This is a genomic window from Nocardia sp. alder85J (assembly GCF_020176955.2).
Classification (GTDB): Bacteria; Actinomycetota; Actinomycetes; order Mycobacteriales; family Mycobacteriaceae; genus Nocardia.
Window position 1 is genome coordinate 327,147 of record NZ_JAIUCZ020000003.1, and the last position, 26,640, is coordinate 353,786.

At 70.0% G+C, this 26,640-nt stretch carries 25 protein-coding genes; 11 read left to right on the top strand and 14 right to left on the bottom strand.

The window, feature by feature from the left end:
• The first annotated feature begins 17 nt into the window (after positions 1–17).
• The 4 genes from LBW94_RS12710 (at position 18) to LBW94_RS12725 (ending at position 4,349) form a co-directional block, all read left to right on the top strand.
• Entirely contained in the window at positions 18–1,169 is a 1,152-nt protein-coding gene (locus LBW94_RS12710; RefSeq protein ID WP_225054350.1) for a glycosyltransferase, read from the top strand.
• Between the two features lie 154 nt (positions 1,170–1,323).
• Entirely contained in the window at positions 1,324–2,679 is a 1,356-nt protein-coding gene (locus LBW94_RS12715; RefSeq protein WP_225054348.1) for a hypothetical protein, read from the top strand.
• Positions 2,680–2,812: 133 nt separating this feature from the next.
• The gene (locus tag LBW94_RS12720; RefSeq protein ID WP_225054346.1) at positions 2,813–4,021 is read left to right on the top strand and encodes a fatty acid desaturase family protein; all 1,209 of its coding nucleotides are present in this window, start codon (positions 2,813–2,815) and stop codon (positions 4,019–4,021) included.
• A gap of 157 nt (positions 4,022–4,178) precedes the next feature.
• Entirely contained in the window at positions 4,179–4,349 is a 171-nt protein-coding gene (locus LBW94_RS12725; RefSeq protein WP_225054345.1) for a hypothetical protein, read from the top strand.
• A gap of 34 nt (positions 4,350–4,383) precedes the next feature.
• Here LBW94_RS12725 and LBW94_RS12730 read toward each other — a convergent pair whose 3' ends face one another.
• Positions 4,384–5,349 carry an alpha/beta hydrolase gene (locus tag LBW94_RS12730; RefSeq protein WP_225054343.1) on the bottom strand — a complete coding sequence of 322 codons (966 nt, stop codon included), beginning with the start codon at positions 5,347–5,349 and terminating at the stop codon, positions 4,384–4,386.
• Positions 5,350–5,421: 72 nt separating this feature from the next.
• Between LBW94_RS12730 and LBW94_RS12735 the strand changes: the two genes are divergently transcribed.
• The 3 genes from LBW94_RS12735 to LBW94_RS12745 all read left to right on the top strand — a co-directional run bounded on the left by LBW94_RS12735 (position 5,422) and on the right by LBW94_RS12745 (position 7,544).
• A complete protein-coding gene (locus tag LBW94_RS12735) occupies positions 5,422–6,000 on the top strand; it encodes a hypothetical protein (RefSeq protein ID WP_225054342.1) in 579 nt (192 codons plus the stop codon).
• Between the two features lie 84 nt (positions 6,001–6,084).
• Entirely contained in the window at positions 6,085–6,744 is a 660-nt protein-coding gene (locus LBW94_RS12740; protein ID WP_225054340.1) for a DUF305 domain-containing protein, read from the top strand.
• A gap of 173 nt (positions 6,745–6,917) precedes the next feature.
• Positions 6,918–7,544 carry an HD domain-containing protein gene (locus tag LBW94_RS12745; protein WP_225054338.1) on the top strand — a complete coding sequence of 209 codons (627 nt, stop codon included), beginning with the start codon at positions 6,918–6,920 and terminating at the stop codon, positions 7,542–7,544.
• Between the two features lie 27 nt (positions 7,545–7,571).
• On the opposite strand, the gene LBW94_RS12750 is transcribed toward LBW94_RS12745, so the two are convergent.
• From LBW94_RS12750 to LBW94_RS12760, 3 genes are read right to left on the bottom strand one after another with little or no spacing between them, the layout of a single operon-like run.
• Positions 7,572–8,777: a PrsW family intramembrane metalloprotease gene (locus LBW94_RS12750; protein ID WP_225054336.1), complete on the bottom strand. Its 1,206-nt coding sequence runs from the start codon at positions 8,775–8,777 to the stop codon at positions 7,572–7,574.
• Complete coding sequence (locus LBW94_RS12755) at positions 8,774–9,436, bottom strand: hypothetical protein (protein WP_225054334.1); 663 nt, start codon at positions 9,434–9,436, stop codon at positions 8,774–8,776. Before LBW94_RS12755 ends, LBW94_RS12750 begins: the two co-directional genes overlap by 4 nt.
• 58 nt (positions 9,437–9,494) lie before the next feature.
• Positions 9,495–10,256, bottom strand: a complete 762-nt coding sequence (locus LBW94_RS12760; protein ID WP_225054332.1) for an IclR family transcriptional regulator — start codon at positions 10,254–10,256, stop codon at positions 9,495–9,497.
• A 159-nt stretch (positions 10,257–10,415) separates the two neighbouring features.
• Between LBW94_RS12760 and LBW94_RS12765 the strand changes: the two genes are divergently transcribed.
• Positions 10,416–11,165, top strand: coding sequence for a CoA transferase subunit A (locus tag LBW94_RS12765; protein WP_225054330.1), 750 nt, complete (start codon positions 10,416–10,418; stop codon positions 11,163–11,165).
• Entirely contained in the window at positions 11,162–11,809 is a 648-nt protein-coding gene (locus tag LBW94_RS12770) for a 3-oxoacid CoA-transferase subunit B (RefSeq protein ID WP_266270763.1), read from the top strand. Before LBW94_RS12765 ends, LBW94_RS12770 begins: the two co-directional genes overlap by 4 nt.
• 104 nt (positions 11,810–11,913) lie before the next feature.
• Here the strand turns inward: LBW94_RS12770 and LBW94_RS12775 are convergent, their stop codons facing one another.
• From LBW94_RS12775 to LBW94_RS12800, 6 genes are all read right to left on the bottom strand, one after another.
• Complete coding sequence (locus LBW94_RS12775) at positions 11,914–13,521, bottom strand: MDR family MFS transporter (protein ID WP_225054328.1); 1,608 nt, start codon at positions 13,519–13,521, stop codon at positions 11,914–11,916.
• A gap of 311 nt (positions 13,522–13,832) precedes the next feature.
• Positions 13,833–14,582: a hypothetical protein gene (locus LBW94_RS12780; protein WP_225054326.1), complete on the bottom strand. Its 750-nt coding sequence runs from the start codon at positions 14,580–14,582 to the stop codon at positions 13,833–13,835.
• A gap of 339 nt (positions 14,583–14,921) precedes the next feature.
• Positions 14,922–16,175, bottom strand: coding sequence for a beta-lactamase family protein (locus tag LBW94_RS12785; protein ID WP_225054325.1), 1,254 nt, complete (start codon positions 16,173–16,175; stop codon positions 14,922–14,924).
• The gene (locus LBW94_RS12790) at positions 16,168–17,754 is read right to left on the bottom strand and encodes an MFS transporter (protein WP_225054323.1); all 1,587 of its coding nucleotides are present in this window, start codon (positions 17,752–17,754) and stop codon (positions 16,168–16,170) included. Before LBW94_RS12790 ends, LBW94_RS12785 begins: the two co-directional genes overlap by 8 nt.
• Before the next feature lie 48 nt (positions 17,755–17,802).
• The gene (locus LBW94_RS12795) at positions 17,803–18,633 is read right to left on the bottom strand and encodes an SAM-dependent methyltransferase (protein WP_225054321.1); all 831 of its coding nucleotides are present in this window, start codon (positions 18,631–18,633) and stop codon (positions 17,803–17,805) included.
• Positions 18,634–18,663: 30 nt separating this feature from the next.
• Positions 18,664–19,557, bottom strand: coding sequence for a helix-turn-helix domain-containing protein (locus tag LBW94_RS12800; protein ID WP_225054319.1), 894 nt, complete (start codon positions 19,555–19,557; stop codon positions 18,664–18,666).
• A gap of 165 nt (positions 19,558–19,722) precedes the next feature.
• Between LBW94_RS12800 and LBW94_RS12805 the strand changes: the two genes are divergently transcribed.
• Both LBW94_RS12805 and LBW94_RS12810 read left to right on the top strand, forming a co-directional pair.
• On the top strand, positions 19,723–19,941 hold the full coding sequence (locus LBW94_RS12805) for a hypothetical protein (RefSeq protein WP_225054318.1): 219 nt from the start codon (positions 19,723–19,725) through the stop codon (positions 19,939–19,941).
• Positions 19,942–20,198: 257 nt separating this feature from the next.
• Complete coding sequence (locus LBW94_RS12810) at positions 20,199–21,848, top strand: AMP-binding protein (RefSeq protein ID WP_225054316.1); 1,650 nt, start codon at positions 20,199–20,201, stop codon at positions 21,846–21,848.
• Between the two features lie 168 nt (positions 21,849–22,016).
• On the opposite strand, the gene LBW94_RS12815 is transcribed toward LBW94_RS12810, so the two are convergent.
• The 4 genes from LBW94_RS12815 to LBW94_RS12830 form a co-directional block, all read right to left on the bottom strand.
• Positions 22,017–23,471, bottom strand: a complete 1,455-nt coding sequence (locus LBW94_RS12815; RefSeq protein WP_225054314.1) for an aldehyde dehydrogenase family protein — start codon at positions 23,469–23,471, stop codon at positions 22,017–22,019.
• Between the two features lie 220 nt (positions 23,472–23,691).
• Positions 23,692–24,099 carry a Rieske (2Fe-2S) protein gene (locus LBW94_RS12820; RefSeq protein ID WP_255633732.1) on the bottom strand — a complete coding sequence of 136 codons (408 nt, stop codon included), beginning with the start codon at positions 24,097–24,099 and terminating at the stop codon, positions 23,692–23,694.
• A 5-nt stretch (positions 24,100–24,104) separates the two neighbouring features.
• Positions 24,105–25,247, bottom strand: coding sequence for an amidohydrolase family protein (locus tag LBW94_RS12825; protein WP_225054312.1), 1,143 nt, complete (start codon positions 25,245–25,247; stop codon positions 24,105–24,107).
• 49 nt (positions 25,248–25,296) lie between these two features.
• Entirely contained in the window at positions 25,297–26,394 is a 1,098-nt protein-coding gene (locus LBW94_RS12830) for an amidohydrolase family protein (RefSeq protein WP_225054460.1), read from the bottom strand.
• Positions 26,395–26,640 lie beyond the last annotated feature (246 nt).

Consider the following 26,640-nt stretch of genomic DNA (forward strand, 5'->3'; position numbering starts at 1 on the left):
CACCCGGAGGCCGTCCGATGACCGCACCCCGCATCGCCCTGGTGCACGAGCGCTTCACCGAATACGGCGGCTCCGAGGCGGTGGTCGCGGAATTCATGAAGACCTGGCCGGGCTCGCCGGTGTTCGCCCCGCTGGCCACGCCCGACTGTGTCGGCCTGGTCCGGGCGGCGGCCACCCCCGACGACGGATCGACCGCGGCGGACCACCGGTTCCACACCAGCGTGCTGAACCGCGCCCACGATCTGATCGGGCGGCGTTCGCACGCACCGCTGCTGCCGCTGGTCCCCGCGGCGCTGCGCCGGTTGCCGCTGGCGGACCGGTTCGACACCGTGGTCGTCAGCCATCACGCCTTCGCCACCCAGGCGGTCTTCGCCACCGAGGCCCCGGTGGTGGCCTATGTGCACAGCCCGGCGCGGTGGGCGTGGGATCCGGCCTTCCGCGCCCGCGAGGCCGGCGGCCGGGCCGGGCGGGCGGCGCTGACGGCGCTGGGTGGGCTGGCCCGGCGGGGCGAACTGCGTGCCGCGCCGCGGCTGGCACGGGTGGTGGCCAATTCGCAGGCGGTCGCTGATCGGGTGCGCGACTGGTGGGGGCTGCCCGCCACCGTGGTGCACCCTCCGGTGCGCATCGACCGCTTCGCACCGGACACCGCGGCGACCCGCGAGGACTTCTTCCTGGTCGCCGGGCGGCTGGTGCCCTACAAGCGCGCCGATCTCGCCATCCGTGCCGCCCGGCAGGCGGGGTGCCGGTTGATCGTGTTGGGCGAGGGGCGTTTTCGCGCCCAACTGGAAGCGATCGCGGGTCCGGAGACCACCTTCCTCGGCGCCGCGCCGGACGAGGTGCTGCTGGACACCTACCGCCGCTGCCGCGCGCTGCTGATGCCCGGTGTCGAGGATTTCGGCATCGTCCCGGTGGAGGCGATGGCCTGCGGCACACCGGTACTCGCGGTCGGTGCCGGCGGCGCGGTGGACACGGTGCTCCCCGGAATCAGCGGCGAGCACGTCGAATTCGGTGACGACGACGCCGTGGTCGCCGAATTCGCCCGTGCCATGCGAGATTTCGACGACGACGCCTACGACGCCAAGACGATCCGGGCGCATGCGGAGTCGTACTCCCCCAGCTCCTTCCGTCGTCGCATGTCGGAAGTTGTTGCCAAAACCATGAATTCGTAAAGGATTGCGGCGAAATCGGGTCCAGCCCAACGCATCACCCGAGGCGAAACCCTCACTTGTTAACTGCCGCAACGACTTTGGGTGACGAATCTGGCACAATCGATTGATCCGTTTCGGTTCCGCGCGACGGCCCGGTGCGTGCACACTCGACAGCGTGAACACTCGCAGTCGCCGGGATCGCACGCCGCCGCGGAATCCGGCCGACTCGGACATCGGCGGCTGGCCGGCGATCGATATCCGCGCGCTGCGCCACCGCGACCGGATGTGGTGTGGCGTCACGGTCGTGAAGGTGATCCGATCGGTGACCACACCCGGCGTCGAGGAAGTGCGAACCTGGCTCGCCGCCTGGGCCGCCGCGCATCCACTGGACAACCGGGTGCGGCTGCTGGACCCCGAACGCGGCCGCACCGGACGGCCGGCGCCCGGCTGCGAGGTCACCTTCCTGCACGCCCTCGTCACCGGCTCGGAGGCGGACGCGCCGCCGGACGACGCACTGGATCCCAGCGCGGCCGAGCCGGACGGGCTACCGTTCCGGCTGACGCTGGGCCGCGACTGGGCCCGGGTGCGGCACTCCCACACCCTCGGCGACGGTACTGCCACATGGGATTTCATCGGCATGCTGCTGGCGGCGGCCGCCGACCGGCCCACCCGGGCCACCCCGGCCGGCACCGATCCGCTGCGCCGCGCACTGCTGACCACCTTCGGGCGGCCGCCCTCGAGGCTGCCGGACGCGATCACGCTCCAGCGGACGCTGACACATATGCGCAACTCCCACACCGGCAATCGGGACGGCGGCGCGGTGGGGCCGCACACCTTCGCGGTGGCGACCGCCACCAGTGCCGAATCGTTCGGGGAGCGGGTCCGGGTGTTCCGGGCGGCGCACGATTCGGCGGCGTCGGTGATGTCGATCATGACGATGCGGGCGCTGCTGCTGTGCCGGCACCACGGGATCGACGTCGACGACACGGTGGCGTTCATGGTGGACCTGCGCCGGTATCTGCCGGCGGCGGCCTCGGCGGACAGCAATTTCAGCTGGTCGAAATCGGTGCCGGTCCTCGACTCCGACACTCCCACCCAGCTGAGCGCCCGGATCGGCGCCATCCTGGACAGCGGCCTGCCGCTGCTGGCCTTCGGTAGTGCCATGTGGCGCAGCGCGATTGCCCGATCCGCCCGGCCGGCGGTGTCCCGGCAGCCGGAACATGCCGTCCGCCTGCTGATCTCGTACGCCACCCGCTGGCAGACCAGCCCGCCGCCGAGCGGGCCGGCCGCCCCGCGGATCACCGCGGCCATCGCGCCGCCGGGCCCGAACTTCCTGGGCTTCAACGTCGTCGAGGCCCGCGGCCGCATCCACGTATCGGTGAACTGGTGTCCGGCGACCCTCGATCGGGCCCTCGCCGAGCGGATCGCGGCGGATTTCGTCGTGGACCCGGGTCTCGGGGCGGTCGACGCGGCGCTGTGGAAACGTGGGTCCGCCGCGCCGCCGCAGGCAGCCGATCCGCCCGCGCGCTGACCGCCGCACCCCGTCCGATTCGCGAGTCGACGGCAATCGTGGGACAAAAGGTAGGCTGACTGCGGGCAACCGTCGCCCCAGCAGCCGGGCCGGTCCGTATCACCCGCTCCCGAACGGTCCAGGGAAGGAACGCATGGCTATCGGCGAGGTCGCGGCCTACGCACATCTCAGTGACGACGACATCGCCGCGCTCGGCCGCGAACTCGATGCGATCCGGCGCGACTTCGAGGATCGGCGGGGTGCGCGGGATGCGGCCTACATTCGCCACACCATCGCCTTCCAGCGGGCCCTCGACGTGACGGCCCGGCTGGTGATCGCGCTCAGCGGCGGCCGGGTGGGCTGGGCCGCGGGGGTGGCCGCGCTGGCGGTGGCGAAGAGCGTCGAGAACATGGAGATCGGCCACAATGTCGGCCACGGCCAGTGGGATTGGATGAACGATCCCGAAATCCATTCCAGCACTTGGGAGTGGGACATGGCGGCGCTGTCCTCGCAGTGGCGCTACGCGCACAACTATCGCCACCACGTGTACACGAACGTGCTGGACATGGACGACGACATCGGCTTCGGTCTGATGCGGGTGACCCGGGACCAGCGCTGGCGGCCGTACATGGCCCTGCAACCGTTGCAGAATCTGGTGCTCGCGCTCACCTTCGAATGGGGGATCGCGCTGCACGCGCTGTGGTCCGGCTACGCCCGCAGCGACGGCCGCGCGGCCCGCAGCGCGCACACCCGGGCGTTCCTCGGCAAGGTCGCCCGGCAGATCGGCAAGGACTACGTACTGCTGCCGGCCGTGAGCGGGCGGCGCTGGCGGCGGACCCTGACGGCCAATCTCAGCGCCAACGCGCTGCGCAACGTCTGGGCCCACATGGTGATCTTCTGCGGTCATTTCCCCGACGGCGCCGAGAAGTTCACCGCCCGCGTGGTCGAGCAGGAAACCGAGCACGAGTGGTACCTGCGGCAGCTGCTGGGCAGCGCCAACTTCGATGCCGGGCCGGTGCTGGCCTTCCTCAGCGGCAACCTGTGCTACCAGATCGAGCACCACCTGTTCCCGGACCTGCCCAGCAACCGCTACGCCGACATCGCCGTGCGGGTGCGAGCGTTGTGCGAGAAGTACGATCTGCCCTACACCAGCGGTTCGCTACCCCGGCAGTACCTGCTGGCGATGCGGACGCTGCACAAATTGGCCGTGCCGGATCGCTTCCTGCGGGCCACCTCCGACGACGCCCCCGAAACGGCCTCGGAATGGCGGTTCCGGCCGCGTGAGGCCACGGGCGCCGACCCCGAGGGGCGGCACGGATTGCGTACCGCCCTGCACCGTTTACGAGAGAGCAGGTCCCGATAGCCACCCGCGCCGATCACGGCAATCCCCGGCGCGGTCACCCTGGAGGGGTACCTTGGTGTCCACCCGGCGCAGGTGTCGCGAAGCCACCGATTAATCCGCCGGATGCCGTGTGGCCGTCCGAGCGTGCCCACAGTCGACAACGATCGAGAGAACAATCATGAGTGACAGTCAACCGGCCCGTTCCAAGCTGTTCAGCCACGAGGAGGAGGCCGTCGGCAGTGCCCCCGGCGCACCGATCGCGGCCGTGCTGCGCCCGGTGTTCCTCGCCGTGCCCGAAAAGCCCGCCCGCAACCACGGCGGATCGCCCGACGACGCCGAAACTCGGTGATCCGGCACAGCCCCGGAAATCGGTACCCCGCCGCTCACCGAACACAGGCGGTGGCGAATTCGGCGACGGCCGCCTCCAATTGCCGTAACCCCGGATCCTCGATCGGGTAGTGCCCGGCGTTCTCCAGCAGCACCTGACGCACGGGGACGCGGGTGATCCGGGACAGGAACCCCTCCGACAACGCGTGCGGCGACCAGCGGTCCCGCGCCGGCTGGGTGAGCAGGACCGGACAGGCGTCGAAACGCTCCGGCTCCACCGCCGGGACGTACTCGAGGTAGCTGCTCAGGAAACTGATCGGGACGTGATTGCCGCCGGAGGTACGGTCGGCGGTCATCAGGCGCAGGGCCACCGGATCGTTCACCAGGGCGCTCATCTTCGCGGCCAGCGTCATCGGATAGCGCACCCGACCGGCGGGAGTGTGCGACAGCAGGCGCAGCAGGGGCGCGCCCAGGCGGGCATTGAGCAGATCGTGAGCGGTTTCGTCGCGGACCCGCTGCACCCGCTGATCGAGGAAGGTCATCCCCGCGATACCCGCCACGGCGCCGGCCGGGGCCGCCGCCGCCACGTGATAGGCCAGCATGCCCCCGGCGCTCAGACCGAACAGGACGATCGGCCGGTCGTCACGGGCGCGTTCGTGGGCCAGATAGTCGACGACCAGATCGACCCAGTCGCCGTAGCCGGGGGTCAGGCCCGGCCGCGTCCGGGTCAGGCCGTAACCGAGGTTGTCCAGGGCGACGGTCTCGAAGCCGCGACGGGCCAGCGGGGCGCCCAGGACCAGCGACAGCTGACGACCGTTGGTGCCGACGCCGTGGTGCAGCACGATCTTCACCGCGGCCGCGGGCGCCGGATAGCGGTCCAGATGCACCTCGTTGCCGCGCCAGCTCCAGAACTCCTCGTCGGGTGCGGTGTCGGCGTCCAGACGCAGACGGGCGGGCAGGTGCCGTTGCAGCGCCCGCCAGTCCGGCTGATCGCGGTAGTAGCGGACGGGGGTGCTCGTCATCGAGTTCCTTCGGCGGATCGTGCGGTGCGTCCGGCGCCGGGGACGGCGCCGGACTCCCCGTAGGATGGCGGCGTGATCGATCAGCGGCGGCGGTCGCGGGCGTCCCGGCCGGTCCGGACGCTCGGACTACTACTGCTCATCTTCGGTATCGCGACCATGCACGCCGGTGTGTACCGAATCGGCTCAGAAATGTCCGAAATGATGGACGAGCATGCTGTGACGGCCGGTCACCTGACGGCGACCGGCCCTACGGCAGCCGCCGGGCACCCCGCGACAACCGAGCACGCCATGACGGCTGGACAGGCCGCAGCGACCGGGCATACGACGGCGACCGGCCCTGCGGCAGCCGCCGGGCACGCCATGACGGCCGGATATCCGATGGGTGCCGGGCGGGCGATGGTGATCGGGCCGGATCGGGTCGCGGTGCGTGCGGCGGGCGATGGGGTCGGCGCCGGGCATGGGGCCATGCATGCGTGCCGGTTCATTCTGTCCCGCGCGGTGCCGGGTATCGGGCCGGTGCCGGTGGCGCGGGTGGAGGCCGAGTCCGACCCGCTGATTCGGTTGCGGGCCGGGCTCTTACGTAGTCATCGAGAGCGGCCTCCGCCTTGGACGGTGCCCTCGTTGGCCGAATTGTCGATTCTGCGGATCTGACGGGCAGCGCTCACCGCCACCGTTCGTGGCGGTGAGTTCACCGCTGCCGGTCTTCCGTTCGCACAATTCACCAGGAGAGATCCCATGACGATCACCCGTACCCGGACCCGGATCGGGTTCGCGCTCGCTGTATCCGGCGCTGCCCTGCTGGCGGCGGGCTGTGGCGATTCGACGTCGTCGCACTCGGCGCAGCCCTCGTCGCACTCGGTGGCGAGCACCGCTTCGGCGAGCGCTGCGACCCGCACCGATTTCGATGATGCCGACGTCTCGTTCCTCCAGTCGATGTATCCGCATCACGCGCAGGCCGTCGCGATGGCACAGCTGGTGCCGTCACGGTCGCGGAATCCGGAGGTGCAGGCGCTGGCCACCGCCATCCACGACGCGCAGGCTCCGGAGATGGAGCGAATGAGCGCGCTGCTGCGGGGTTTCGGCAAGCCCGCGCCGACTACCGCGGACCACGCCATGCCTGATATGACCGCTATGCCGGATATGCCCGGCATGTCGACCCCGTCGGTGCCGGGCATGATGTCCGGCACCGACATGTCGCGCCTGGAGTCGCTGTCCGGCCCGGATTTCGACCGGGCCTGGTTGCTGTCGATGATCGACCACCACACGGGAGCGATCACGATGGCGAACGACGAACTGGCGCACGGCGTCAACGGTGACGCCGAGGCGCTGGCCCGGTCGATCGTCGCGGCACAGCAGGGCGAGATCGATCGGATGCACACGATGCTCGGCAACTGACTGCGCTCACCGGTCCGGGGCGGGTCAGCGCCCCGGACCGGCCGCGCGGCTCCGGCGGCGCGGCTCCGGCGGCGCGGCTCCGGCGGCGCGGCTCCGGCGGCGCGGCCTGATCCTGTCGAATATCGTCCGTCAGGCCACTGGCAGGCGGGCGGACGGTCCGCCACGATCGGCTGATGACCGTTGAGGCAGTGCTGTTGCCCGAGGATCCGATCGTCGGGCCCGTTCTGGAGATCGTTCGCACCGAGGAGTCGGCGCCGGTCGCCAATCACAGCATCCGCAGTTATCTGTTCGCGCGGCTGCTGGCCCGCCACCGTGGGTGGGTGGTCGCGGAGCGGACGCTGTTCGCGGCGTGCGTCCTGCACGACATCGGGCTGACCGTCCGAGGTAACGGCCGGCAGCGGTTCGAGGTGGACGGCGCCGATGCCGCCGAGGCGATCCTCGCACCGCTCGGGGTGCCCGCGGCCGAACGCGCGCTGATCTGGGAGGCCATCGCGCTGCACACCTCGCCCGGCATCGCCGAACGGCGGGGACCGCTGGCCGACCTGACCCGTTCGGGGGTCGGCGTCGACTTCGGCCGCGGCTCGACGGCGATCACCGACGCGCAGGCGGCCGCGATCCACGCCGCCTACCCGCGACTGGAGCTGACCACCGCACTGGTGGACGAGATCGTCGGCCAGGCGCAAGGCGATCCGTCGAAGGCGGCACCCTACACCCTCGCCGGTGAGCTGACGCGCGAACGCGCCACCGGCACCCCGACCCGGCTGGAGCAAGGCGCGCTGACCGCGCGCTGGGGCAACTGAGCCCCTTCCGGCAGGTCCCGGCCCGGACTATCCGGCAGGGTCGTCGTCCCGGGAGCGCGGGGGTCGGCCGGTGCGAATCCGGCCGACCTCACCGCGCGCGAATTCTACTGCGGGCGTGGATGCTCCGTGCGCGGTCGCGAGTGCGTCGGCGAGGTCGGCGGCGGCGTCGAGCACGTGGCCGGCCAGCCTGCGAATCCTGCGGTCCGGCAGGGACTTGCGGAAGGCCTTGCGTTCGCCGCGGTCTCCGCACATGGCCGACAGTTCCTGCGGTGTCACGACGCCGGTCGCCACCTCGGGCGCCAGGATGCGGCGGAGGAATTCGCGTTCGCGGCGGACGGTGGCGCCGAATACCCGGGCCGCCAGCAACAATGCGGCGGCGGGCACGACGATCCAGGCCACGAACAGCAGGCCGACCCGGCCGTGGACCAGCGCGGACAGATCGTCCCAGACGCCGTGCAACAGCATCGCGGAGGCGATCAGGGCCAAGCCGCGCAGGGGGCGACGGGGTTCGGCGGGACGGCCGATCAGGTAGATCAGCCCGGCGCCGAACACCGCGCTGTAGAGGGTGTGGGCAGCGACGCCGAAGATCACGCGCAACCAGATCGTCGGCAGCTCCGCGCCGATCTGGTTGGCGCCGAACTGCGATGCCGCGGAGTTCACCGCGTAGGCGATGTCCTCCAGGATCTGGAATCCGAGACCGATGAACGCCCCGAGGATGAACCCGTCGAAGGCGGTGCGGACCAGTCGCGGGCCCAGCGCGATGAGCAGCAGCAGGCCCGCGCCCTTGGCGATCTCCTCGGTGAACGGGGCGGCCAGCCCGGCGCCCCAGTCCAGTGCCCACGCCTGCCCGAATGCCTTGGCGTACAACGTGAGCAGGGCGGTGTTGGCGGTCGCGGCGAGCTGCCAGGTGGCGCCGAACCCGCCCCACAGGAAGGCCGCGACGAGCGCGCCGACGGGTTGCCGCGCGTAGCGGTCGATGCTGTGCGTGAACCACCAGAAGATCGCGCCGTAGATCGCGAACAATTCGACCGCGATCACGATCGCGTGACCGTAGGCGGCGTACTGACCGCTGATCATCGACACCCAGGCCCAGACGCCGCCGGCCACCAGGGCCAGATAGACCCAGAAGGCCAGGTTGCGCGGCTGCCACAGGGTGAAGGAGCGGCCCCAGCCGGAATCGGCGATGGTGGCGCGGCGGTCGGCCTCGAGGTGCTCGAGCGTCGGGGCGGTCACAGCGCCTCCCTGGTACGGCCGATGCTGACGATCATGTCGGCGATGTTCCGGGTCTGCTCGGGGGTGAGGCCGGTGGGGCCGAGCGCGACGGCCTGGACGCCGCGGCCGTCGAGTACGTAGGCGGCGATCACGCCGTCCGACCCACCGCGGGTGAAACGGGCCAGCAGCCCCTTGGCGCCGTCCTGGTTGACGATCACCGCCGGGTCGCCGGTGATCGCGGAAGCGCCGTCCAGCAGGGTGTCGGTACGTTCGATCTGCCGCAGCAGGTCGAGCGGAGTCCCGGCGAAAGGTGCGGTGTAGAGGCCGAATCGGATCGGGCCGTCGACCAGTTTCGCGGTCGGCGGATATACCTTCGTCACCGGGTTCGCGCCGGCGCGCACCCCGTCGGTGATGCCCCAGCCGGGCGCCGGGGTGAAGGTGATCCCGCCGTCGAGCTGCATGACGTCGCCGGCGGCGACGGTGTCTCGATAGGGCACGGCCGTGTCGATCGACGGCAGGATCGACCCCATCAGGATCGCCAGGCCGAGCACGACGAGGGCCGGCAGGATCGTCGCACGATCCAGGCCGAGCCACCGCCGGTCGACCGGGACCCAGCGGTCGCCCGGATCGAATCGACGCCCGGTACCTCCGGAGCCCTCGGAACCCACCACCGTCGTCACGGCTGTCTCCTCCCTGGATCAGCCGTCAACCTACCGCAGCGATCCGGCGAATCGGGGGTCAGCGCAGCGACTGTCCGAGATCGTGTGCGCTCTGCAACAGCAACTCGCCCAGTTGCCGCCGGCGGAGGACGCCGAAACGGGTTTCGACGCCGGTGAGGCTGAGTGCCCAGGCCGGTTCGTCGCGACGGTCGAAAACAGCGGCGGCCATGCCCCAGCTGCCCTCCACGATCAAGCCGGGGTTGGTGGCGTAGCCGTCGCGGCGCACCTCGGCCAGCCGGGAGCGCAGGGCGGCGGTGCCGTGGGCCGGGCCCCAGGCGCCGGTGAGGTCGGAGCGGGCCAGATAGTCGTCGACCTCCCGGTCGGGCAGATGCGCCAGGATGGCCAGGCCGGCGGAGGCGACGCCGAGCGGGAACCGGATGCCGATGTGCAGGACGTGCGAGCGCAGCGGGAAGGTGCCCTCTTCGGCTGCGAGACAGACGGTTTCGTCGCCGCGGCGGGTGGAGAGGAACGCGCTCTCGCCGGTGTCGCGGGCCAACCGGCGCAGGACGCCGCCGGCCTGATCGGTGATGTCGTAGCGCGCGGCGGCCAGCGTGCCCAGCAGGTACAGCTCCGGGCCCAGAGTCCAACGGGCCGAACGCTTGTCGCGATCGACCAGGCCCTGTTCGGCCAGCGCGGACAGCAGCCGGTGGGCGGTGGGCCGGGCCAGCCCGGCCGCGCGCGCGATACCCGCGGTGGAACCACCCTCGGGCTCCAGGGTGGCGATCGCCCGGAGCACGGCGGCGGCCCGCGCCACCAGCTGCGGTTTCGAGTCGTCCGGCACCGCCCGAGTATACGTTCAGCAGATGAACGCTTCGGCGGCGATCGGCCACTGGGCGAACGATCGGGCCGGACCGGCCGTGCAGGGGTTGATCAGGGCACTTGGACGGTCTTCACTCTCTTCAGGGGGACGGAAGTGGTCACTGAGTGAACGGGTAGGTATATGTCGACGAAGCTGGTCGCCGACGCGAGGTCGGCCGTGGCCGACATCGCGAACGGGTCGTCACTGGCGGTGGGTGGATTCGGGCTGTGTGGTATCCCGTCCGGGCTGATCGCCGCGCTCGCCGCGCAGGGCACCACCGGGCTGGAAGTGTTCTCCAACAACTGCGGCGTGGACGACTGGGGTCTGGGAATCCTGTTGTCGGCCGGGCGAATTCGCCGGGTCACCGCGTCGTACGTGGGTGAGAACAAGGAGTTCGCGCGGCAATATCTGGCGGGCGAACTGGAGGTGGAGCTGACCCCGCAGGGCACGCTGGCCGAGCGGATGCGCGCTGGCGGCGCCGGCATCCCGGCCTTCTACACCCCGGCCGGCGTCGGCACCCCGGTCGCCGAGGGCGGGCTGCCGTGGCGGTATGCCTCCGACGGCTCGATCGCGGTGGCGTCACCGGCCAAGGAGACCCGTGAATTCGGCGGCCGCAGCTACGTGCTGGAGGAGGCGATCGTCGCCGACTTCGCCCTGGTGCACGCCGAGATCGGCGACACCGAGGGCAATCTGGTCTTCAACAAGACCGCGATGAACTTCAACCCGCTGGCCGCGATGGCCGGCCGGATCACCGTCGCGGAGGTCGAGACCTTGGTGCAGCCGGGCGAACTCGACCCGGCACAGGTGCACCTGCCCGGTGTGTTCGTGCAGCGTGTGGTGCACGTCGGGGCCCAGGAGAAGCGAATCGAGAAGCGGACGGTGGCGCTGTGAGCTGGTCACGTGAGGAAATGGCGGCCCGCGCGGCCGCCGAGATGGTCGACGGCGAGTACGTCAACCTGGGCATCGGGCTGCCGACGCTGATCCCCAACCATCTGCCCGCGGGCGTGCGGGTGGTGCTGCACTCGGAGAACGGGATCCTGGGCACCGGCCCGTACCCGCATCCGGACGCGGTCGATCCGGATCTGATCAACGCGGGCAAGGAGACCGTCACCGTCAATCCCGGTGCGACCTTCTTCGATTCGGCGTTGTCGTTCGGCATGATCCGCGGCGGGCACATCGACACCGCCGTGCTGGGCGGGATGCAGGTCTCCCGCCACGGTGACCTCGCCAACTGGATGGTGCCCGGCAAGATGGTCAAGGGCATGGGCGGCGCCATGGATCTGGTGCACGGCGCCCGGCGGGTCATCGTGGTCATGGAGCACACCGACCGCGACGGCCGGCCGAAGCTGGTCGACACGTGCTCGCTGCCGCTGACCGGGCGGGCCGTGGTGCAGCGCATCATCACCGATCTCGCGGTGGTGGACGTGCGCGACGGCACGCTGGTGCTGCGCGAACTGGCGCCGGAGGTCACCGTCGAACAGGTGATCGCCGCCACCGAACCGGAACTGCTGGTCGAACTCGCGACCGCAAGCTGATCGCAATCCGGACCCGCCGATGCGCGGGTCCGGATTCACCTCCGGGCGGCCGTCGACCCCGGATGCGGTGAGGCGCAGGCCCGCCGCAGTCGGTCTGTGACGGATCAGTCCGCCAGGGTCGAAACCTCCTGCTCCGCCAACGCCGCGGACAACTCCGCCTCGGTCAGGGTCTCGGACACCTCCGCATCCGTCAGGATGGCCGACGACTCCGCATCCGTCAGGATGGCCGACGACTCCGCATCCGCCGACGCGGTGGACGGTCCCGGTTCCGCCGGGACGGCGTCGGTGCCGGGTTCCGCCGGGGCGGTCGAACGGTTCGGCAGCAGTACCGCCATCACGATCACCAGCACCGAGAGGGCGGCGGAGACGGCGAAGGCCAGCCGCATCCCGTTCAGGTCGGCGGTGGGCTGGTCGGTGCCGTGGGCGACCAGGGAGGTGGCGCGCGCCGACATGATGGTGACCACCAGGGCGGTGCCGAAGGCGGCGGCCACCTGCTGGAGGGTGCCCAGCATCGAACTCCCGTGCGAGTACAGGTGCTGCGGCAGCGCGCCCAGGCCCAGGGTGAACACCGGCGTGAAGGCGGCGGCCAGCGCCAGCATGAGCAGAATGTGCAGGCCCAGGATCTGCCAGTAGGGCGTGTGTAGCGAGATCTGCGTGAAACCGGCCAGCGCGGCGGTGATGCCGATGGTGCCCGGGATCACCAGCAGCCGGCCGCCGAAGCGGTCATAGATCCGGCCGATGGTCGGGCCGAGCACACCCATGGCCAATCCGCCCGGCATCACCAGCAATCCGGTCTGCAAGGGGCTGAGGTGACGCAGGTTCTGAAGGTACAGCGGCAGCAGGATCATCGAGCCGAGCATCGCCATGAACGCCACCGACATCAGCACCAGCGACTTGGAGTACGTGGCGGACAACAGGATTCGCAGGTCCAGCAGCGGCGTCCCGGTGCGCTGGAGATGCAGCTGGCGCAGCACGAAGGCGGCGATCGCCAGCAGTCCGACGGCGACGATCACGATCGGCTCGACGACGCTGCCGGAGCCGAAGCGGCTCAGCCCGTACACCAGACCGCCGAAGCCCAGCGTCGCGAAAACCACACTGGACCAGTCGATATCGCCGGGCTGCGGCTCGTCCACGTTCTCCAGGCGGCGCAGGCCGAACACCATGACCGCACCGGCGATCGGCAGCACCAGCACGAAAAGCCAGCGCCACGAGGCGATTTGCAGCACCAGCCCGGAGATGACCGGGCCCATCGCGGGCGCCACCGAGATGGCCAGGGTGACGTTGCCCATCACCCGTCCGCGATCGTGCTCGCCCACCACGGTCATCAGCGTGGTCATCAGCAGCGGCATCATGACCGCGGTGCCACCGGCCTGCACGATGCGGCCGGCCAGCAGCACCGGGAACGACGGGGACACGGCGGCCAGCGCGGTACCGGCGAGGAAGACGCACATCGCGATCGCGTAGGCCCGGCGGGTGGTGACCCGCTGCAGGAACCAGCCGGTCACCGGGATGATCGCGGCCATGGTGAGCATGAACGCGGTGGACACCCACTGCGCCGACCGCTCGGTGACGTGCAGATCGACCATCAGGCGCGGTATCGCGTTGACCATGATGGTCTCGTTCAGGATCACCACGAAGGTCGCCAGCACCAGCAAGCGGATGACGGTGGGCGTGCGTCTACTGCCGGTGGGGGCGGACGGAGCGGCGGGCATGGAACCTCCGGGGGAATCGGTGAGCAGGTCGCATGTGGCTCGGCGCCGGGCCCGGCACCGATGCCGGGCGGCACTCGCCGCCACGCGGCAACCACACACCAGTTCGGACGGTAATGATCCGTTGAACTGATCGGTGACGCAAACAAATTTCCGGCCGACCGAAAACCGCTGATATGGATGCGGTGCAGTTGCGGCCGAAATCGGGGGATCACCCCGGCCGGAATCGGGGACCGGGCCCGGGAAAAAGAATCGGGGGAATATGCGGGAACCGGTCCGGAATACCCCCGGGCCCGGGATACTGCGAGCGGCTCCTAGTGGGGGGTGTTGTCCGCCCACTGGGTGGTGTTCGCCGGCGCCTGCAGCGTGTTGATCAGATCCATACCGGCCGCGATCAGCGCCGGGCCACCGACGACCAGGGTGCCGATGATGCCGCCGATCCCGGCGCCGGTGATGGCGGCCGGGATGCAGCCGACCCCGAAGAACGACAGCCCCAGAGCACAGCCCGCGATGGCGCCGACCACGACGCCTGCCGCGGTGCCGAGGAAGCCGCCGACCGCCGTAGCCAGGCCGAACTGGGTGGCGAACGCCTGCTCGGCCAACTGATTCTCCCGCGGGGAGGCGATGGGTGCGGCGTGCACCTCGACCGAGTCGACCTTGGTGCCCGCCGGCGCGGTGGCCTGCGGCGTCAGGGCCAGCACCGTGCCACCCTCACGGACCTCCGCCGCGACCGGGATCGCGGTGCCCGCGACGGCCACCGCGGTCGGCAGCGTCATCACGGTGGTGCCGCTACCGTCGGCGATGTCGTAGGCGGATCCGTCCGGCGCCAGCCGGAAGGTGGCGCCGGTCAGCGTCGTGAGCACGGTGTGGTCCACCATCTTCACCGAATAGCGGATCGACCCCGGTGCGTCCGGGCCCGGTACCGGCGTGCCGGCCACGGTCGGTACGACCGTGGCCGGTTCGGTGGCCGGATCCGGTGCGGCAGTGGCGATTCCAGCCCCCACTGCGCCCACGGCCACGGCCACGGCCACGATCGGCGCGCCGATCCATGCGCGAATGTTCATGTCCCTCTTTCCCTAACACCAGCGACGCGACAGCGTCACCCCCGGTGGTATCCGAAACCCGATATCGATATCGCACGGCCGCACAGGAGCGCAACATCATGGCCGATTCGCGGCGGTCTACTACCCCGATCCGCCACGAACATCGGAAGATGCTGCCGGGCAGAGCCTTTCATGTCCTCCCGGCCCTTCGAGCCCTCCAGCCCGAGCCTGCAACCCCGCGTGCAGACTCATCTCATACACAGCGACGACCGCGGCCGAGCATATCGAAAGCAACCTCCGCGCCACAATGAATTCCAGCAAGTTCCGATCGAATTCTCAGGCGTACACCGGATTCGACGATCACCAGCGAAAGGCCCCGCCGATCGGTTCACGCACAGCGAACACATCGGCGATCTGCGCACACAATTGCCAGGGCCGGGCGCCGTCCAGCGTCGCCTTCCCACTGGTCAGAATCGCGCCGGACAATCCGCGGGCCGGATCGGCCCAGCCGTACTGGGTGGTGAGGCCGCTGCGGCCGAAGTGGGAACCGGTGTCGCGCCCGAACTTCGAACGCCGCGCGCCGCCCAGCTCGAACCCCGCCCGGCTCACCCGCCCGGCAACTCCCGGCAACCACGGCGCCGGCGCCACGGCGGCCCGCAGGGTGTCCGGCCGGACGATCCGCACGCCGTCCAATTCGCCGCCGCGCGCGAGTATTTCGTAGAAACGCGACAATTCGAAAGCGGTGGTGACCAGATTGCCCGAAGGCAGTTCCGCGGTCAGGAACGCCGCCGACGCGGTGTTCGACACCCGGCCCATGCCACCGCCGAGCGCCTTGCGGGCCAGGAACTTGTAGGTCCGCGACGGTCCCGGGCCGATCGGCACGCTGGGGATCACCCGATCGACGTCCGCGGCGTCCACCCCGAAGTTGGTCCAGCGGAAGCCGAGCGGACGCAGCACCTGCTCGGCGAGATGCTCGCGCATCCGCCGGCCGGTGGCCCGCTGCACCAGCAGGCGCAGGATCAGTCCGCCGGTCATCGCGTGGTACACCCGGAAGCGCCGCCGCGGCCAGGCCGGCCGCAGCTCGGTCAGCGCCCGCAGGGCGAGTTCCTCGTCCACCACCAGCTGCGAACCGCGATACGGACCGGTCACGAACGGCACGCCCGCCGCATGCGCCAGTACGTCGCCGATCGTGATGTCCTGTTTGCCGTGTGCCGCGAACTCCGGAACGTACCGGCACACCCGGTCGTCCCAGCTGAACGCGCCCTGCTCGATCAGCATCACGATCAGCGTCGCCGCCACACCCTTCGCGGTGGAGAATCCGCAGAACGGCATCTCCGTGGTGACCGGTACCCGGACCGCGTCCGGACCGTCGGCGGGCGCGTTGCCCCAGCCGTGCCCGATCGCCCGGTTCAGCACCAGCCGGCCGTCGCGGCGCAGGCAGATCTGGATCGCGGGCGTGGTGCCCAGCCGGTACCAGTCGCACACCGAATCCCACACCGCCTCGACCGCGGCGGGATCGACCCCGGCCGCGGCCGGATCGTCCTCGGGCCCGACACAGGTCACCGCGTCCAGATCCGCGCCGACCTCGACCAGCGCGACCATCGGCTCACTCATTGGGCCCAGCATACGGCGCGAGCTTCGCCCGTTTCGTCCGCCACGCGAACAGCCCCCACAGTGCCAGGCCCAGAGCCGTGGCGGCAGTACCGATTTCGCACACCAGGGGCCAGCCGCCGGACTGGTAGGCCAGGCCCGCGGTGACCGAGCCGAGCACGCCGCCGAGGAAGTAGGTCACCATGTACGCGGTGGTGAGCCGGCTGCGCGCGGCCGGGTCGAGGGCGTAGACGGCGGTCTGATTGGACAGCTGTACCCCCTGCACGCCGAAGTCGAACACCAGCAGCGCCGCGATCAGGGCGACGACGGAGTGCCCGCCCCAGGCCAGCAGCCCCCAGCTCAGCAGCAGCACCACCCAGACCGCGGTGGTCACCGCCGGTAACCGGCCGCGATCGGCGAACCGGCCGACCACCGGCGCCCCGAGCGCCCCCGCGACCCCGGCCAGGCCGAACAGCCCGATCGCGAACTCGTCGTAGTGGTACCCGCTGCCGTGCACCCCGGCCAGCAGGAACGCGATCGAACTCCAGACCCCCGAGAAGCAGGCCATGGACAGGAACCCCAGCGCCATCCGGTGCCGCAGCACGGCGTGGGTGCGGATCAGCGCCGGGATCGAGGCCAGCACCTCCGGATAGCGCTCCCCCGCCGCCGCCCGGCCGGTAGCCGGGACCAGCAGATACAGGCTCGCGGCCGCGACCAGTTCGGCGATCCCGCCGGCCAGCAGCATGACCCGCCACCCGGCCACCTGCGCGACGGCGCCGGACACCACCCGCGACAGCAGGATGCCCAGCAGCAGCCCGCTCATCACGGTGCCGACGATCTGCCCGCGGCGGTGCGGTGGCGCCAGCGCCGACGACCACGGCACCACGATCTGCGCGGCCGAGGCCGTCACACCGGTGATCAGCATGCTCACCAGCAATACCGCGAAATTCGGCGCCGCCGCCGAAATCCCCAGCGCCACAGCCGAACCCATGAGTAGCACGGGGACCAGTCGCCGCCGCTCCAGGAAGTCGCCGAGCGGCACCAGCAATGCCAGCCCGCACAGGTAACCGACCTGCGCGGCGCTGATCAGCAATGCCGCGGTGGCTGTCGACAACCGCAGATCGCTCGCGACCCGGTGCAGCAGCGGTTGCAGGTAGTACAGACCGGCCACCGCCGTACCGGCGGTGACGGCGAACAGCAGTACCCGTGCGCGAGTCAGCGATCCCGGATCGTCGGCAGCGTACGGATCGGCCGGGTAGTCCGCACAGTCCGGGCTGATCTCATCGTCCGGATCAGTGTGAGCGACGGGGCCGTCGGAGCCCGGGTGACCACCCGGAGCGGCGGGGGTATCCGAAACCCGGCGGCCGTCCCCGCCTGCGCCGCCGCCGGCGCCCGATTCGACCGGGCGCAGGCCGTCACCACGGGCACCGGGCGCGCCAGGGCCGGTGCAGCCGTGGGCCGGACCGTCCAGGTCACCGTGGCGTTCGGGAGTTCCGGGCGCCCGCCCGGCGCCGGAGGCCCTCGGATCGTTCAGGATCCCGACATCACCCGTAGCGCCGACCCCGCCGGGAAGGTCGGAGGTGTCGCAGGTCGAACTGGTCATTCGACCATCGTCCACGCGTCCGTGGTGGCGGCCCACACCGAGCCCGGTTCAGTCCTTACGGCCGACGCCCGCCCAGTACCAGGCGCTGTCCTCGGCGAGGGTGGCGGTCGGGCCGGCGGGGGCCTCCGGGCGCCAGGCGACCACCGGCACCACACCGGGCTCGACCAGGGTGGTGCCGGTGAACAGGGCGGTCGTCTCCGCCCGGCTGCGGGGTACGAAGGGGATGCCCGAGGATTCGGCGGCGGCGGCCACGCCGGCCATCGCCTTGGCGTCGAAGTCCGCGGTGGGGTGGGTGATCACCAGGTGGCTGCCGGGCGGGGCCGCGTCCAGCAGGGTGGCGATGATCTCGCCCGGACGGTGGGTGTCGCGGAAGTACATCATGATCGCCACCAGCATGATCGCGATCGGCTCGGTGCCGCCCAGAGTCGCGGCGAGGGCCGGGTGGTCCAGGATGGACCGCGGATCGTGCAGGTCGGCGTAGAGGAAGTCGGTGCGGCCGCTCGGGGCGCCGGACATCAGCGCGCGGGCGTGCGCGAGCACGATCGGGTCCTTGTCGACGTACACCACCCGCGCGGCCGGGTCGAGCGCCTGCGCGACCTCATGGGTGTTGCCCGCGGTCGGGATGCCGGTGCCGATGTCGAGGAACCGGGTGATGCCCGCCTCGGCGACGAGGTACCGCACCGCCCGCCCGAGGAAGGCCCGGTTGGCCCGGGCCATCGTCTTGATGGTCGGGACGTGCGTGGCGATGGTGTCGCCGAGCGCGCGGTCCGCCGGATAGTTGTCCCGGCCGCCGAGCCAGTAGTCGTAGACGCGGGCCTCGTGCGGCACGCTGACATCGATCTCGGTCGGCAGTTCGGTTCCGGCGACACGGTCGGACATCTGTTTCCCCCCTTGGTGTTTCGTGTCCGGTCAGCCGAGGATCGCGGCTATCCGGTCGATGGTCTGCTCGGGCGCGCCCGCCACCACCGAGAGCCGATCCCAGATCTCCCGGTAGGCGTCGAGATCGCTTCTGCGGTCCAGGAACTGGGTGCCGGTGGCGTGGTGCAGATGGACCAGGTCACCGAGATCCGCGGCCCCGAACCGCAGCATGGTGAACGGTACGGCGCTGATCGCGGGCCCGCCGCGATGGTCGGGCACGACCTGCACGGTGACGTTGGGCCGCAACGCCGCCCGGGCCAGATACTCCAACTGCGCCCGCCACACCGCGGTGCCGCCGAGCGGGCGGCGCAGCGCGGCCTCCTCGATCACCACCCACAGTCGTGGCGCGTCGGCGCGGGTGAGCAGCCGCTGCCGCCGGATGAGCACCTCGACCCGCCGTTGCAGCTCCAGCGTGGACCCCTGCTGGGCCACTGCCAGCACCGCCTGCGCGTAGGCCGCGGTCTGCAACAGCGGCGGCAGCACGCCCGGGGCGTAGCTGCGGATCAGCGCGGCCGCGTCCTCGAGCGTGAAGTAGGTGTCCCAGCGCTGGGTGGGCGAGCCCATCTCGGCCTGCCAGTGCCCGGCCGCATTGGCCCGCCGGGCCAGATCCAGGTAGTCGCCACGCCGCTGCGGATCGCTGACACCGTAGACGGTGAGCAGATCCTCCACATCGCGGTTGCGGAAACCGACCCGGCCCGCCTCCATCCGGCTGATCTTGGAATGCGAGGCCCGGATCGCGTTACCGGCCACGTCGCCGCTGATCCCCGCGGCTTCTCGTAACCGTCGCAATCGAGCACCGAGAATCACGCGCAGCAGTCTCGGATCGACCCCCGGCTCACCACCGTGGTCCCCGCTACTGCCCTCGACGACGCTGCTTTCGATCATCAACCCTCCTGCCGACCCACCGGGTCGCGGGTTCGAGTGTGCCACAACAGTTCTGCTCCGGCAGCGGATCGGCCTGCACGTGCCGATGCACGTGCAACGGCGTTATACTGCGAGCGGGGAAATTGCCCGGGAATGTCTCTGAGACATGTCTCTGAGAGGAGCACGGTGGCACACGCCATCACCGGCACCCGCCACGGCGGGCGGGCACCCGGTGACCGCATCGGTATAGCAGACGTCGCCGCGGCATACGGTGTCGAGGCGGTACAGCGCCGCCTCGACCAATTGCGCGCGACCGGCCAGTGGTTCGCCGTCCAGGCGATCGAACAGGAACTGGCCGCCGCGGGCCTCGGCGCACCACCTGCGGAGTTACGCGACTCGGCCTGAACTTTCGTTCACATCGACCCGGTGGCGGGTTCATCACGCACCCGCCACCCACGGCCGGAATCCGGGCGGGCCGGAACATGTTGTTCCGCAATGACTTCCACCGACAAGTGCCGGGAACCATTTGTAAGTAAACATTCACATCCGAGGACACCGGCGGGTATCATGACCGGCAGGCGGAGTGCCTGCGCTCCCCCCGCCGTCAGCCGACCGTGGCGGTGTCGGGCCGTCGGCGGTTCCCTTCGGGCAACGGAGCTCCCATGCGAAAGATCCCCGCGGACCTGGCCGAACGGTATGTGGCAGCGGGCTGGTGGACCGACGACACGCTCGGTGACCTGCTCGGCCGCGGCCTGGCCGCCGCCCCGGACACCGAATTCCACGTGCACTCCGAGGTGCGGCCGTGGTCGGGGACCTTCGGCGAGATCGAGCAGCTGGCCCGGCGGCTGGCCGCCGGGCTGCGCGAACGGGGCGTGCAGCCCGGTGACGTGATCGCGTTGCAGCTGCCCAACTGGGCGGAGGCGGCGGTCGGGTTCTGGGCGGCGGCGCTGCTGGGGGCGGTGGTGGTTCCCATCGTGCACATCTACGGGTGCAAGGAGGTCGAGTTCATCCTGCGTACCGTGCGGGCTCGGGTCTTCCTCACCGCCGAGAGCTTCGGGCCGCTGCGCTACCGGCCCGAGGTGTCGGCGCAGGTGCCGGTGGTCGGCGTGGTCGGCCGCGACTTCGACGAGCTGCTGGCCGCCGAGCCGATGACCGGGATCGCCGCCGCCGACCCGGACACACCGGCGCTGATCGCCTTCACCTCCGGAACCACCCGCGATCCGAAGGGCGTGGTGCACAGCCATCGCACCCTCGGCTTCGAGATCCGCCAGCTCGGCGCGCACAATCCGCCCTATTCGGGGCCCGCGCTGACCGCCGCGCCCGTCGGGCATTTCATCGGCATGCTGGGCGGGTTGCTGTTGCCGGTACTGGACGGCACTCCGGTCCATCTCATGGACGTCTGGAATCCGCAGCGGGTGCTGGCGCTGATGAGCAGCCACGGCGTCGCGATCAAGGGCGGGGTGCCGTACTACATCACCAGCCTGCTCGACCATGCCGACTTCCGGGACGAACATCTCTCGTACATCAGGTATCTCGGCTTCGGCGGGGCGCCGGTGCCGTCGGCGGTCACCACCCGGCTCACCGAGCTGGGCATCACGGTGTTCCGCTCGTACGGCAGCACCGAACATCCCTCGGTGACCGGCTCGCACTACACCGCGGCGGTGGCCAAGCGGCTGGCGACCGACGGCGCGGCGCTGCCGGGGGTGGAGGTGCGGCTGGCCGAGGACGGCGAAATCATCACGCGCGGACCGGAACTGTGCCTCGGCTACACCGACGACGCTCTCACCGCGCGCGCCTTCGACGACGACGGCTGGTACCACACCGGCGATATCGGCGTGTTCGACGCCGACGGCTACCTCACCATCACCGACCGCAAATCCGATCTGATCATCCGGGGTGGCGAGAACATCGGCGCGCTGGAGGTGGAGGAGGCGCTGCTCGGCATGTCCGGCGTCGCCGAGGCCGCCGTGGTGGCGGCACCGGATGCCCGGCTGGGTGAGCACGCGGCCGCGGTGCTGCGGCTGCGCGTCGGCGCGGCGACGCCGACGCTCGACGATCTGCGCGCCCATCTGGCGGAAGTCGGCCTGGCCAAACAGAAGTGGCCGGAGGAGGTACACGTCGTGGACGACTTCCCCCGTACCCCCAGCGGCAAGGTGCAGCGGTTCCGGCTGCGCCGGGCCGTCGCCGACGGGACCCTCGGCGCCACCGACCCGGAACCCACTGCCGCAGCGGTGAACAGCCCTTCCCCGGGCACCAACGATGCTGCCACGGTGGCGAACAGCACCGAGACCGGCGCGAACGACCCGGCGTAGCGGCGAAGGGCATCGTCGCCGGCGCGAACAGTGCTGCGGTCGCGCCGAATTCGGTACGGAAACGAACGATGCGGCCCGATCTGGCAGATCGGGCCGCATCGTTTCGGTGGAAGTCCGTGCCCGCGCGTCAACGCGTCCGGGCACCCTCCCTACTCACGAATTCCGCTCTCAGGCAACGGGCTTCGCGAGCGTCTTGACCTGGAGGAATTCCTCCAGGCCCTCCGGGCCCATCTCCCGGCCCAGGCCGGACTGCTTGTAGCCGCCGAACGGCACGTCCGGGGCGAAGTACATGCCGCCGTTGACGCTGAGGGTGCCGGTGCGGATCTTGCGGGCGATCGCGAGCGCGCGCTCCTCGTTGCCGAACACCGCGCCGGACAGGCCGTAGGCGGAGTTGTTGGCGATACGGACCGCGTCGTCGTCGTCCTCGAAGGTGAGGACCACCAGCACGGGGCCGAACACCTCCTCCTGCGCGATCTCGGAGTCGGGATCGACGTTGGTCAGCAGGGTCGGGGTGTAGAAGAAGCCGGGATCGACCTTCTCACCGCCGCACACCAGCTTGGCGCCGGCCGCGACCGCGCGATCCACCATGCCCGCGACCTTGTCCCGCTGCCGCGCGCTGACCAGCGGGCCCATGTACTTGGTGGGATCCTCGGGATCGCCGACGCTGACGTTGCCCAGCATCGCCGCGATCTTGTCCACGATCTCGTCGTGCTTGCTGCTCGGCACCAGGATGCGGGTGGTGATGGCACAGCCCTGACCGGCGTGGCTGCATCCGGCGAAGGCCGCGATCATCGCGACCATGTCGAAATCGGCGTCCTCGAGGACCACCGCGGCGGACTTGCCGCCGAGCTCCAGGAAGACCCGCTTCAGGGTGCCGCTGGCGGCGGCCATGATCTTCTTGCCGACCGGGGTGGACCCGGTGAAGGTGACCATGTCGACATCCGGATGCGTGGTCATCAGCTCGCCGACCTCGACGCTGGTCGAGGACAGCACGTTCACCACGCCCGCCGGGATGTCGGTGTGCTCGGCGATCAGCTCGGCGATGCCGAGGGTGATCAGCGGGGTGTCCGGGGCGGCCTTCAGCACCACGGTGCAGCCGGCGGCCAGCGCGGGGGCCAGTTTCGCCAGCGCCAGCTGGGTCGGGTAGTTGTAGGCGATGATCGCCGCGACCACACCGGCGGCTTCCTTCTCCACCCAGCGCAGATGGTTGGTGCCGCGCACGTCGACCGTGCCGCGATCCTCGCTGAACGAGTAGCCGGGCAGCAGATCGGCGTAGTAGCGCACGATCTCGATCGGCGTCTCCAGCTGCGGGCCGGAGGTGGACATCCGGGTGGCACCCACGTCGCCGACCGTCAGGTCACGCAGCGCCTCCACGTTGTCGGACAGGGCGCGGTGCAGCTGATCGAGGCAGCGAGCGCGCAGCTCGACGTTCGTGGCCCAGTCGGTGGTGTCGAACGCCTTGCGCGCGGCGGCGATCGCCGCCTCCGCTTCGGCGAGCCCGGCGTCCGGGGCGTAGCCGTAGATCTCGCCGGTAGCCGGGTTGATCGATGGGTACGACTGCTGCGCGTCGACCAGCTGGCCGTCGATGAGCAGCCGCTTCGTGACGCCCGTTGTCGCTGGCATCCCGTCTCCTCGATGAGTTGGAAGATCAATTTCGAGACATGAAAACTTCATTCTCGTATTCCGAGAATCCTACATTCGCGGGGTCTGCGCCACCCCCGATTTCGCGCAGATCCCTCGGCTGTCGCACCAACGAAAAAACACCGTGCCCGGAGCACCCGGGCACGGTGTTTCCACTCGCTTGCGCGGGGCCGGCGCGCGGTCGCTGCCGCGCGCCCGCCGATCAGGCGGTGACCAGGACCTCGTCGTCGACGACCCGGACCGGATAGGTGCGGATGCTCCACTCCGGTTTCACCGCGGTGGTGCCGGTGGCCAGTTCGAAACCCCACTGGTGCCACGGGCAGTAGATGTATTCCTGGTCCCGCACCTCGACGGCGTCGCCGGGGGCGGTCTCGTCCACCACCGTCCGGCCGCGGGCGCGGCCGGAGCACAGCGGACCACCCTCGTGCGGGCAGTAGTTGGCGATGGCGTAGAAGGTGCCGTTGACGTTGTAGACACCGACGCCGTGCCGGCCGATCGGCACGAGTTTGTGCGTGCCGGGCGGAATGTCGTCCACCTTGGCCACCACGTGCTCCCGGCCCTGCGCGAGGCGAGGCTGCGCTGCCTTGTCGCGCACTGATTCCTCGGCCAAACCGGTCACCAGACCTTGGTCTGTTCCGGCAGCGCCGGGACCGACTCGGGCAGATGGTAGGTGTCGATCCCGTTGCGGAACATGATCGCCTCGCGCGCGTGCTGCGGCAGATGCTTCACCAGCCAGCGCGGATCGTCGTAGGTCCAGTGCGGGTAGTCCGAGGAGAACAGCAGGATCTTCTCGCAGTCCATCCACTCGAACGCGCGGGTCAACTCGGTCTTGTCGTCCGGGTAGTCCAGCGGCTGGGTGGTGAACTTGATGTGCTCCTTGACGTACTCCGACGGCTTGCGCTTGATGTCCATCCAGGACTTGCGGGCCTCGTAGATCGCGTCCATCCGCCACATCAGCGGCAGGATCCAGGTGAAGGCGTGCTCCACCAGCACGATTCGCAGCTCCGGGAAGCGGTCGAAGGTGCCGTCGAAGATCAGGCTCATCACCTGGTTGTTCGCCAGCAGCGAGTAGCTGACCATGAAATCGTGGTTGTAGCTGGGGATTCCGACCGGCGGGATCGGCAGCGTCTCGTAGAAGCCACGGGACAGGTGGCAGGCCACCGGCATCTCGTGCTTCACCGCGGCGGCCCAGATCGGGTCGTACTGCGGGTCACCCCAGGCCGGGCGCGGCTCGGCCTTGATCAGGATCTGCGACATGTACGGGTGCCCGGCCCACTTGTCGATCTCGCGGATCGCGCCCGGGATGTCCTCGGTCGCAGCGCAGATCGAGCCCCGCCAGCGCTGGTGCCAGTTGTTGTGGCTGTCGAGCCAGTGATTGGCCAGCCAGGTGTTGTGCGCGGCGGAGATCGCCTGCGACCACTCCGGCAGCCGTTCGGCCTTGAAACCGGGCTCCAGGATGCCGATGTCGGAGCCGCCCTCGATGATCGCCTGCTGGAAGGCCAGATCCGGGTCGCTGCCCGGGAATCCGCCCTCCTCGGTGAAGGAGTCGACCCGCATCGCGAAGGCGTGGTTGAAATCCGGTGCGTCGTAATAGATCGTGCTACCGACCTTGTGCGACAGGATCTTGCTCCGGTAGGGCTCGGGGATGTACTCCGCGACCATCCCGGGTTGCGGCACCGGGTGGATGTCCGAGTCCACCACCCGGATCGGCACCAGATCGGTGCTCGGCACCCGGGACCGGGTAATTGCCTGCGTCATGATTGCCTCCCACTGTCTTTCGGCCCGTGCTGCCGGAAAACGTGTCCGTTCACCGCGCGCCCGCGGTGGTGATGGTGTCGACGTCGATGCCGTAGAGCCCGGCGGCGTTGCGCCACAACAACTTCTCGCGTTGCACGCCGGACAGCGCCGCCGGCACCCGCGTCACATCGTCGAGCTGCCAGTGCGGGTAGCTCGACCCGAACATGACCATGTTCTCCTTGCCGGTGAAACCGAACCAGTCCCCGGCGAAGTCGACGTCGCCCGGCCCGTCCAGGCCGCCCTGCACGAAGTAGACGTGCTCGGGCAGATAGGCGCTGGGCATCTGCGGCGCCCACGGCGTCTGCTCCAGATGCGGCCGGCCGAAGGTGTCCATGCGCCACATGAACGGCGTCAGCATGTCCGCCGCGCCGTCGGCCCACACCCACCGCAGCCGCGGGAAGCGCTCGAAGACGCCCTCCGCGATCATGTTCATCAGGTGATAGACGTAGTTCAGCGCCATGAAACCCGCGTACTGCTCGTAGGTGCGCGGATGGCCGGACGGGGTCGGCGGATTCTCCACGCCGCTACCGGTTTCGATGTGCACCGCCACCGGCAGGCCCGCCTCCTCGGCGGCCTCCCACAGCGGCCAGAACTGCGGCTTGCCGTACAACTCACGCGACTGCATCGGAATCCCGACCTGCACGATCTGCGGATTGCCCTGCCAGCGGCGGATCTCGCGGACCGCACCGGAGATGTCGTCCGGGCAGACCCGGATTGTGCCCCGGAAGCGATCGGCGTAGCGGCCGGACTCCAGCCAGCGCGACACCATCATCTCGTTGTGCGCCGCGAGGATCGCGGAGGTGAGATGCCGGTCGGGCAGGATGCCGCGGGTCATCGGATGCAGCACCGCCACATCCACACCACGCTCCACGAACAGGTGTTCACCCACTACTTCCGGCTCCGAGCCCGGGTATTCACCGTTCGGGCCCTCGGTGCCCGGCGCGTACTCGCCACCCGGCGCGCCGTACCAGTCCATCTCCACGTCCGGGATGCCCCGGGACTTGTAGGGCTCCCGCAGGAAGCTCCGGAAGTCCCGGTTCGATCGGAAGAAGATGTGCACACTCGCATCGATCAACGGAATGCGGGTGCCGTCAGGCAGATCCAGCAATTGCAGCTCCCACTCGCGGTCGTCCGGATCACCGACACGCCTGCACGACACACAGGCATACTCTTGCAATCCTTACACTGATAACGATACTTCCGGATTTGGAGAATGGCAATACCGTAGTGAGTCTCCGCTTACGCCGCGGTGGGTTCCGGCACCGCCTCGGCAACGGGAGTCGGCGCGGCCTCGGCCGGGCGCTCACCTGCGCTCCGACGGCCGGTATCGAGGACGGATACCCGTCCTTCTCCT

Excerpts from the sequence above, each read along its gene's own strand:
- LBW94_RS12765 (WP_225054330.1), top strand. The coding sequence starts at position 10,416 with ATGTCGACGAAGCTGGTCGCCGACGCGAGGTCGGCCGTGGCCGACATC.
- LBW94_RS12730 (WP_225054343.1), bottom strand. The coding sequence starts at position 5,349 with ATGACGAGCACCCCCGTCCGCTACTACCGCGATCAGCCGGACTGGCGG.
- LBW94_RS12720 (WP_225054346.1), top strand. The coding sequence starts at position 2,813 with ATGGCTATCGGCGAGGTCGCGGCCTACGCACATCTCAGTGACGACGAC.
- LBW94_RS12810 (WP_225054316.1), top strand. The coding sequence starts at position 20,199 with ATGCGAAAGATCCCCGCGGACCTGGCCGAACGGTATGTGGCAGCGGGC.
- LBW94_RS12775 (WP_225054328.1), bottom strand. The coding sequence starts at position 13,521 with ATGCCCGCCGCTCCGTCCGCCCCCACCGGCAGTAGACGCACGCCCACC.
- LBW94_RS12745 (WP_225054338.1), top strand. The coding sequence starts at position 6,918 with ATGACCGTTGAGGCAGTGCTGTTGCCCGAGGATCCGATCGTCGGGCCC.
- LBW94_RS12740 (WP_225054340.1), top strand. The coding sequence starts at position 6,085 with ATGACGATCACCCGTACCCGGACCCGGATCGGGTTCGCGCTCGCTGTA.
- LBW94_RS12815 (WP_225054314.1), bottom strand. The coding sequence starts at position 23,471 with ATGCCAGCGACAACGGGCGTCACGAAGCGGCTGCTCATCGACGGCCAG.
- LBW94_RS12725 (WP_225054345.1), top strand. The coding sequence starts at position 4,179 with ATGAGTGACAGTCAACCGGCCCGTTCCAAGCTGTTCAGCCACGAGGAG.
- LBW94_RS12800 (WP_225054319.1), bottom strand. The coding sequence starts at position 19,557 with ATGATCGAAAGCAGCGTCGTCGAGGGCAGTAGCGGGGACCACGGTGGT.
- LBW94_RS12785 (WP_225054325.1), bottom strand. The coding sequence starts at position 16,175 with ATGAGTGAGCCGATGGTCGCGCTGGTCGAGGTCGGCGCGGATCTGGAC.
- LBW94_RS12780 (WP_225054326.1), bottom strand. The coding sequence starts at position 14,582 with ATGAACATTCGCGCATGGATCGGCGCGCCGATCGTGGCCGTGGCCGTG.
- LBW94_RS12825 (WP_225054312.1), bottom strand. The coding sequence starts at position 25,247 with ATGACGCAGGCAATTACCCGGTCCCGGGTGCCGAGCACCGATCTGGTG.
- LBW94_RS12795 (WP_225054321.1), bottom strand. The coding sequence starts at position 18,633 with ATGTCCGACCGTGTCGCCGGAACCGAACTGCCGACCGAGATCGATGTC.
- LBW94_RS12710 (WP_225054350.1), top strand. The coding sequence starts at position 18 with ATGACCGCACCCCGCATCGCCCTGGTGCACGAGCGCTTCACCGAATAC.
- LBW94_RS12790 (WP_225054323.1), bottom strand. The coding sequence starts at position 17,754 with ATGACCAGTTCGACCTGCGACACCTCCGACCTTCCCGGCGGGGTCGGC.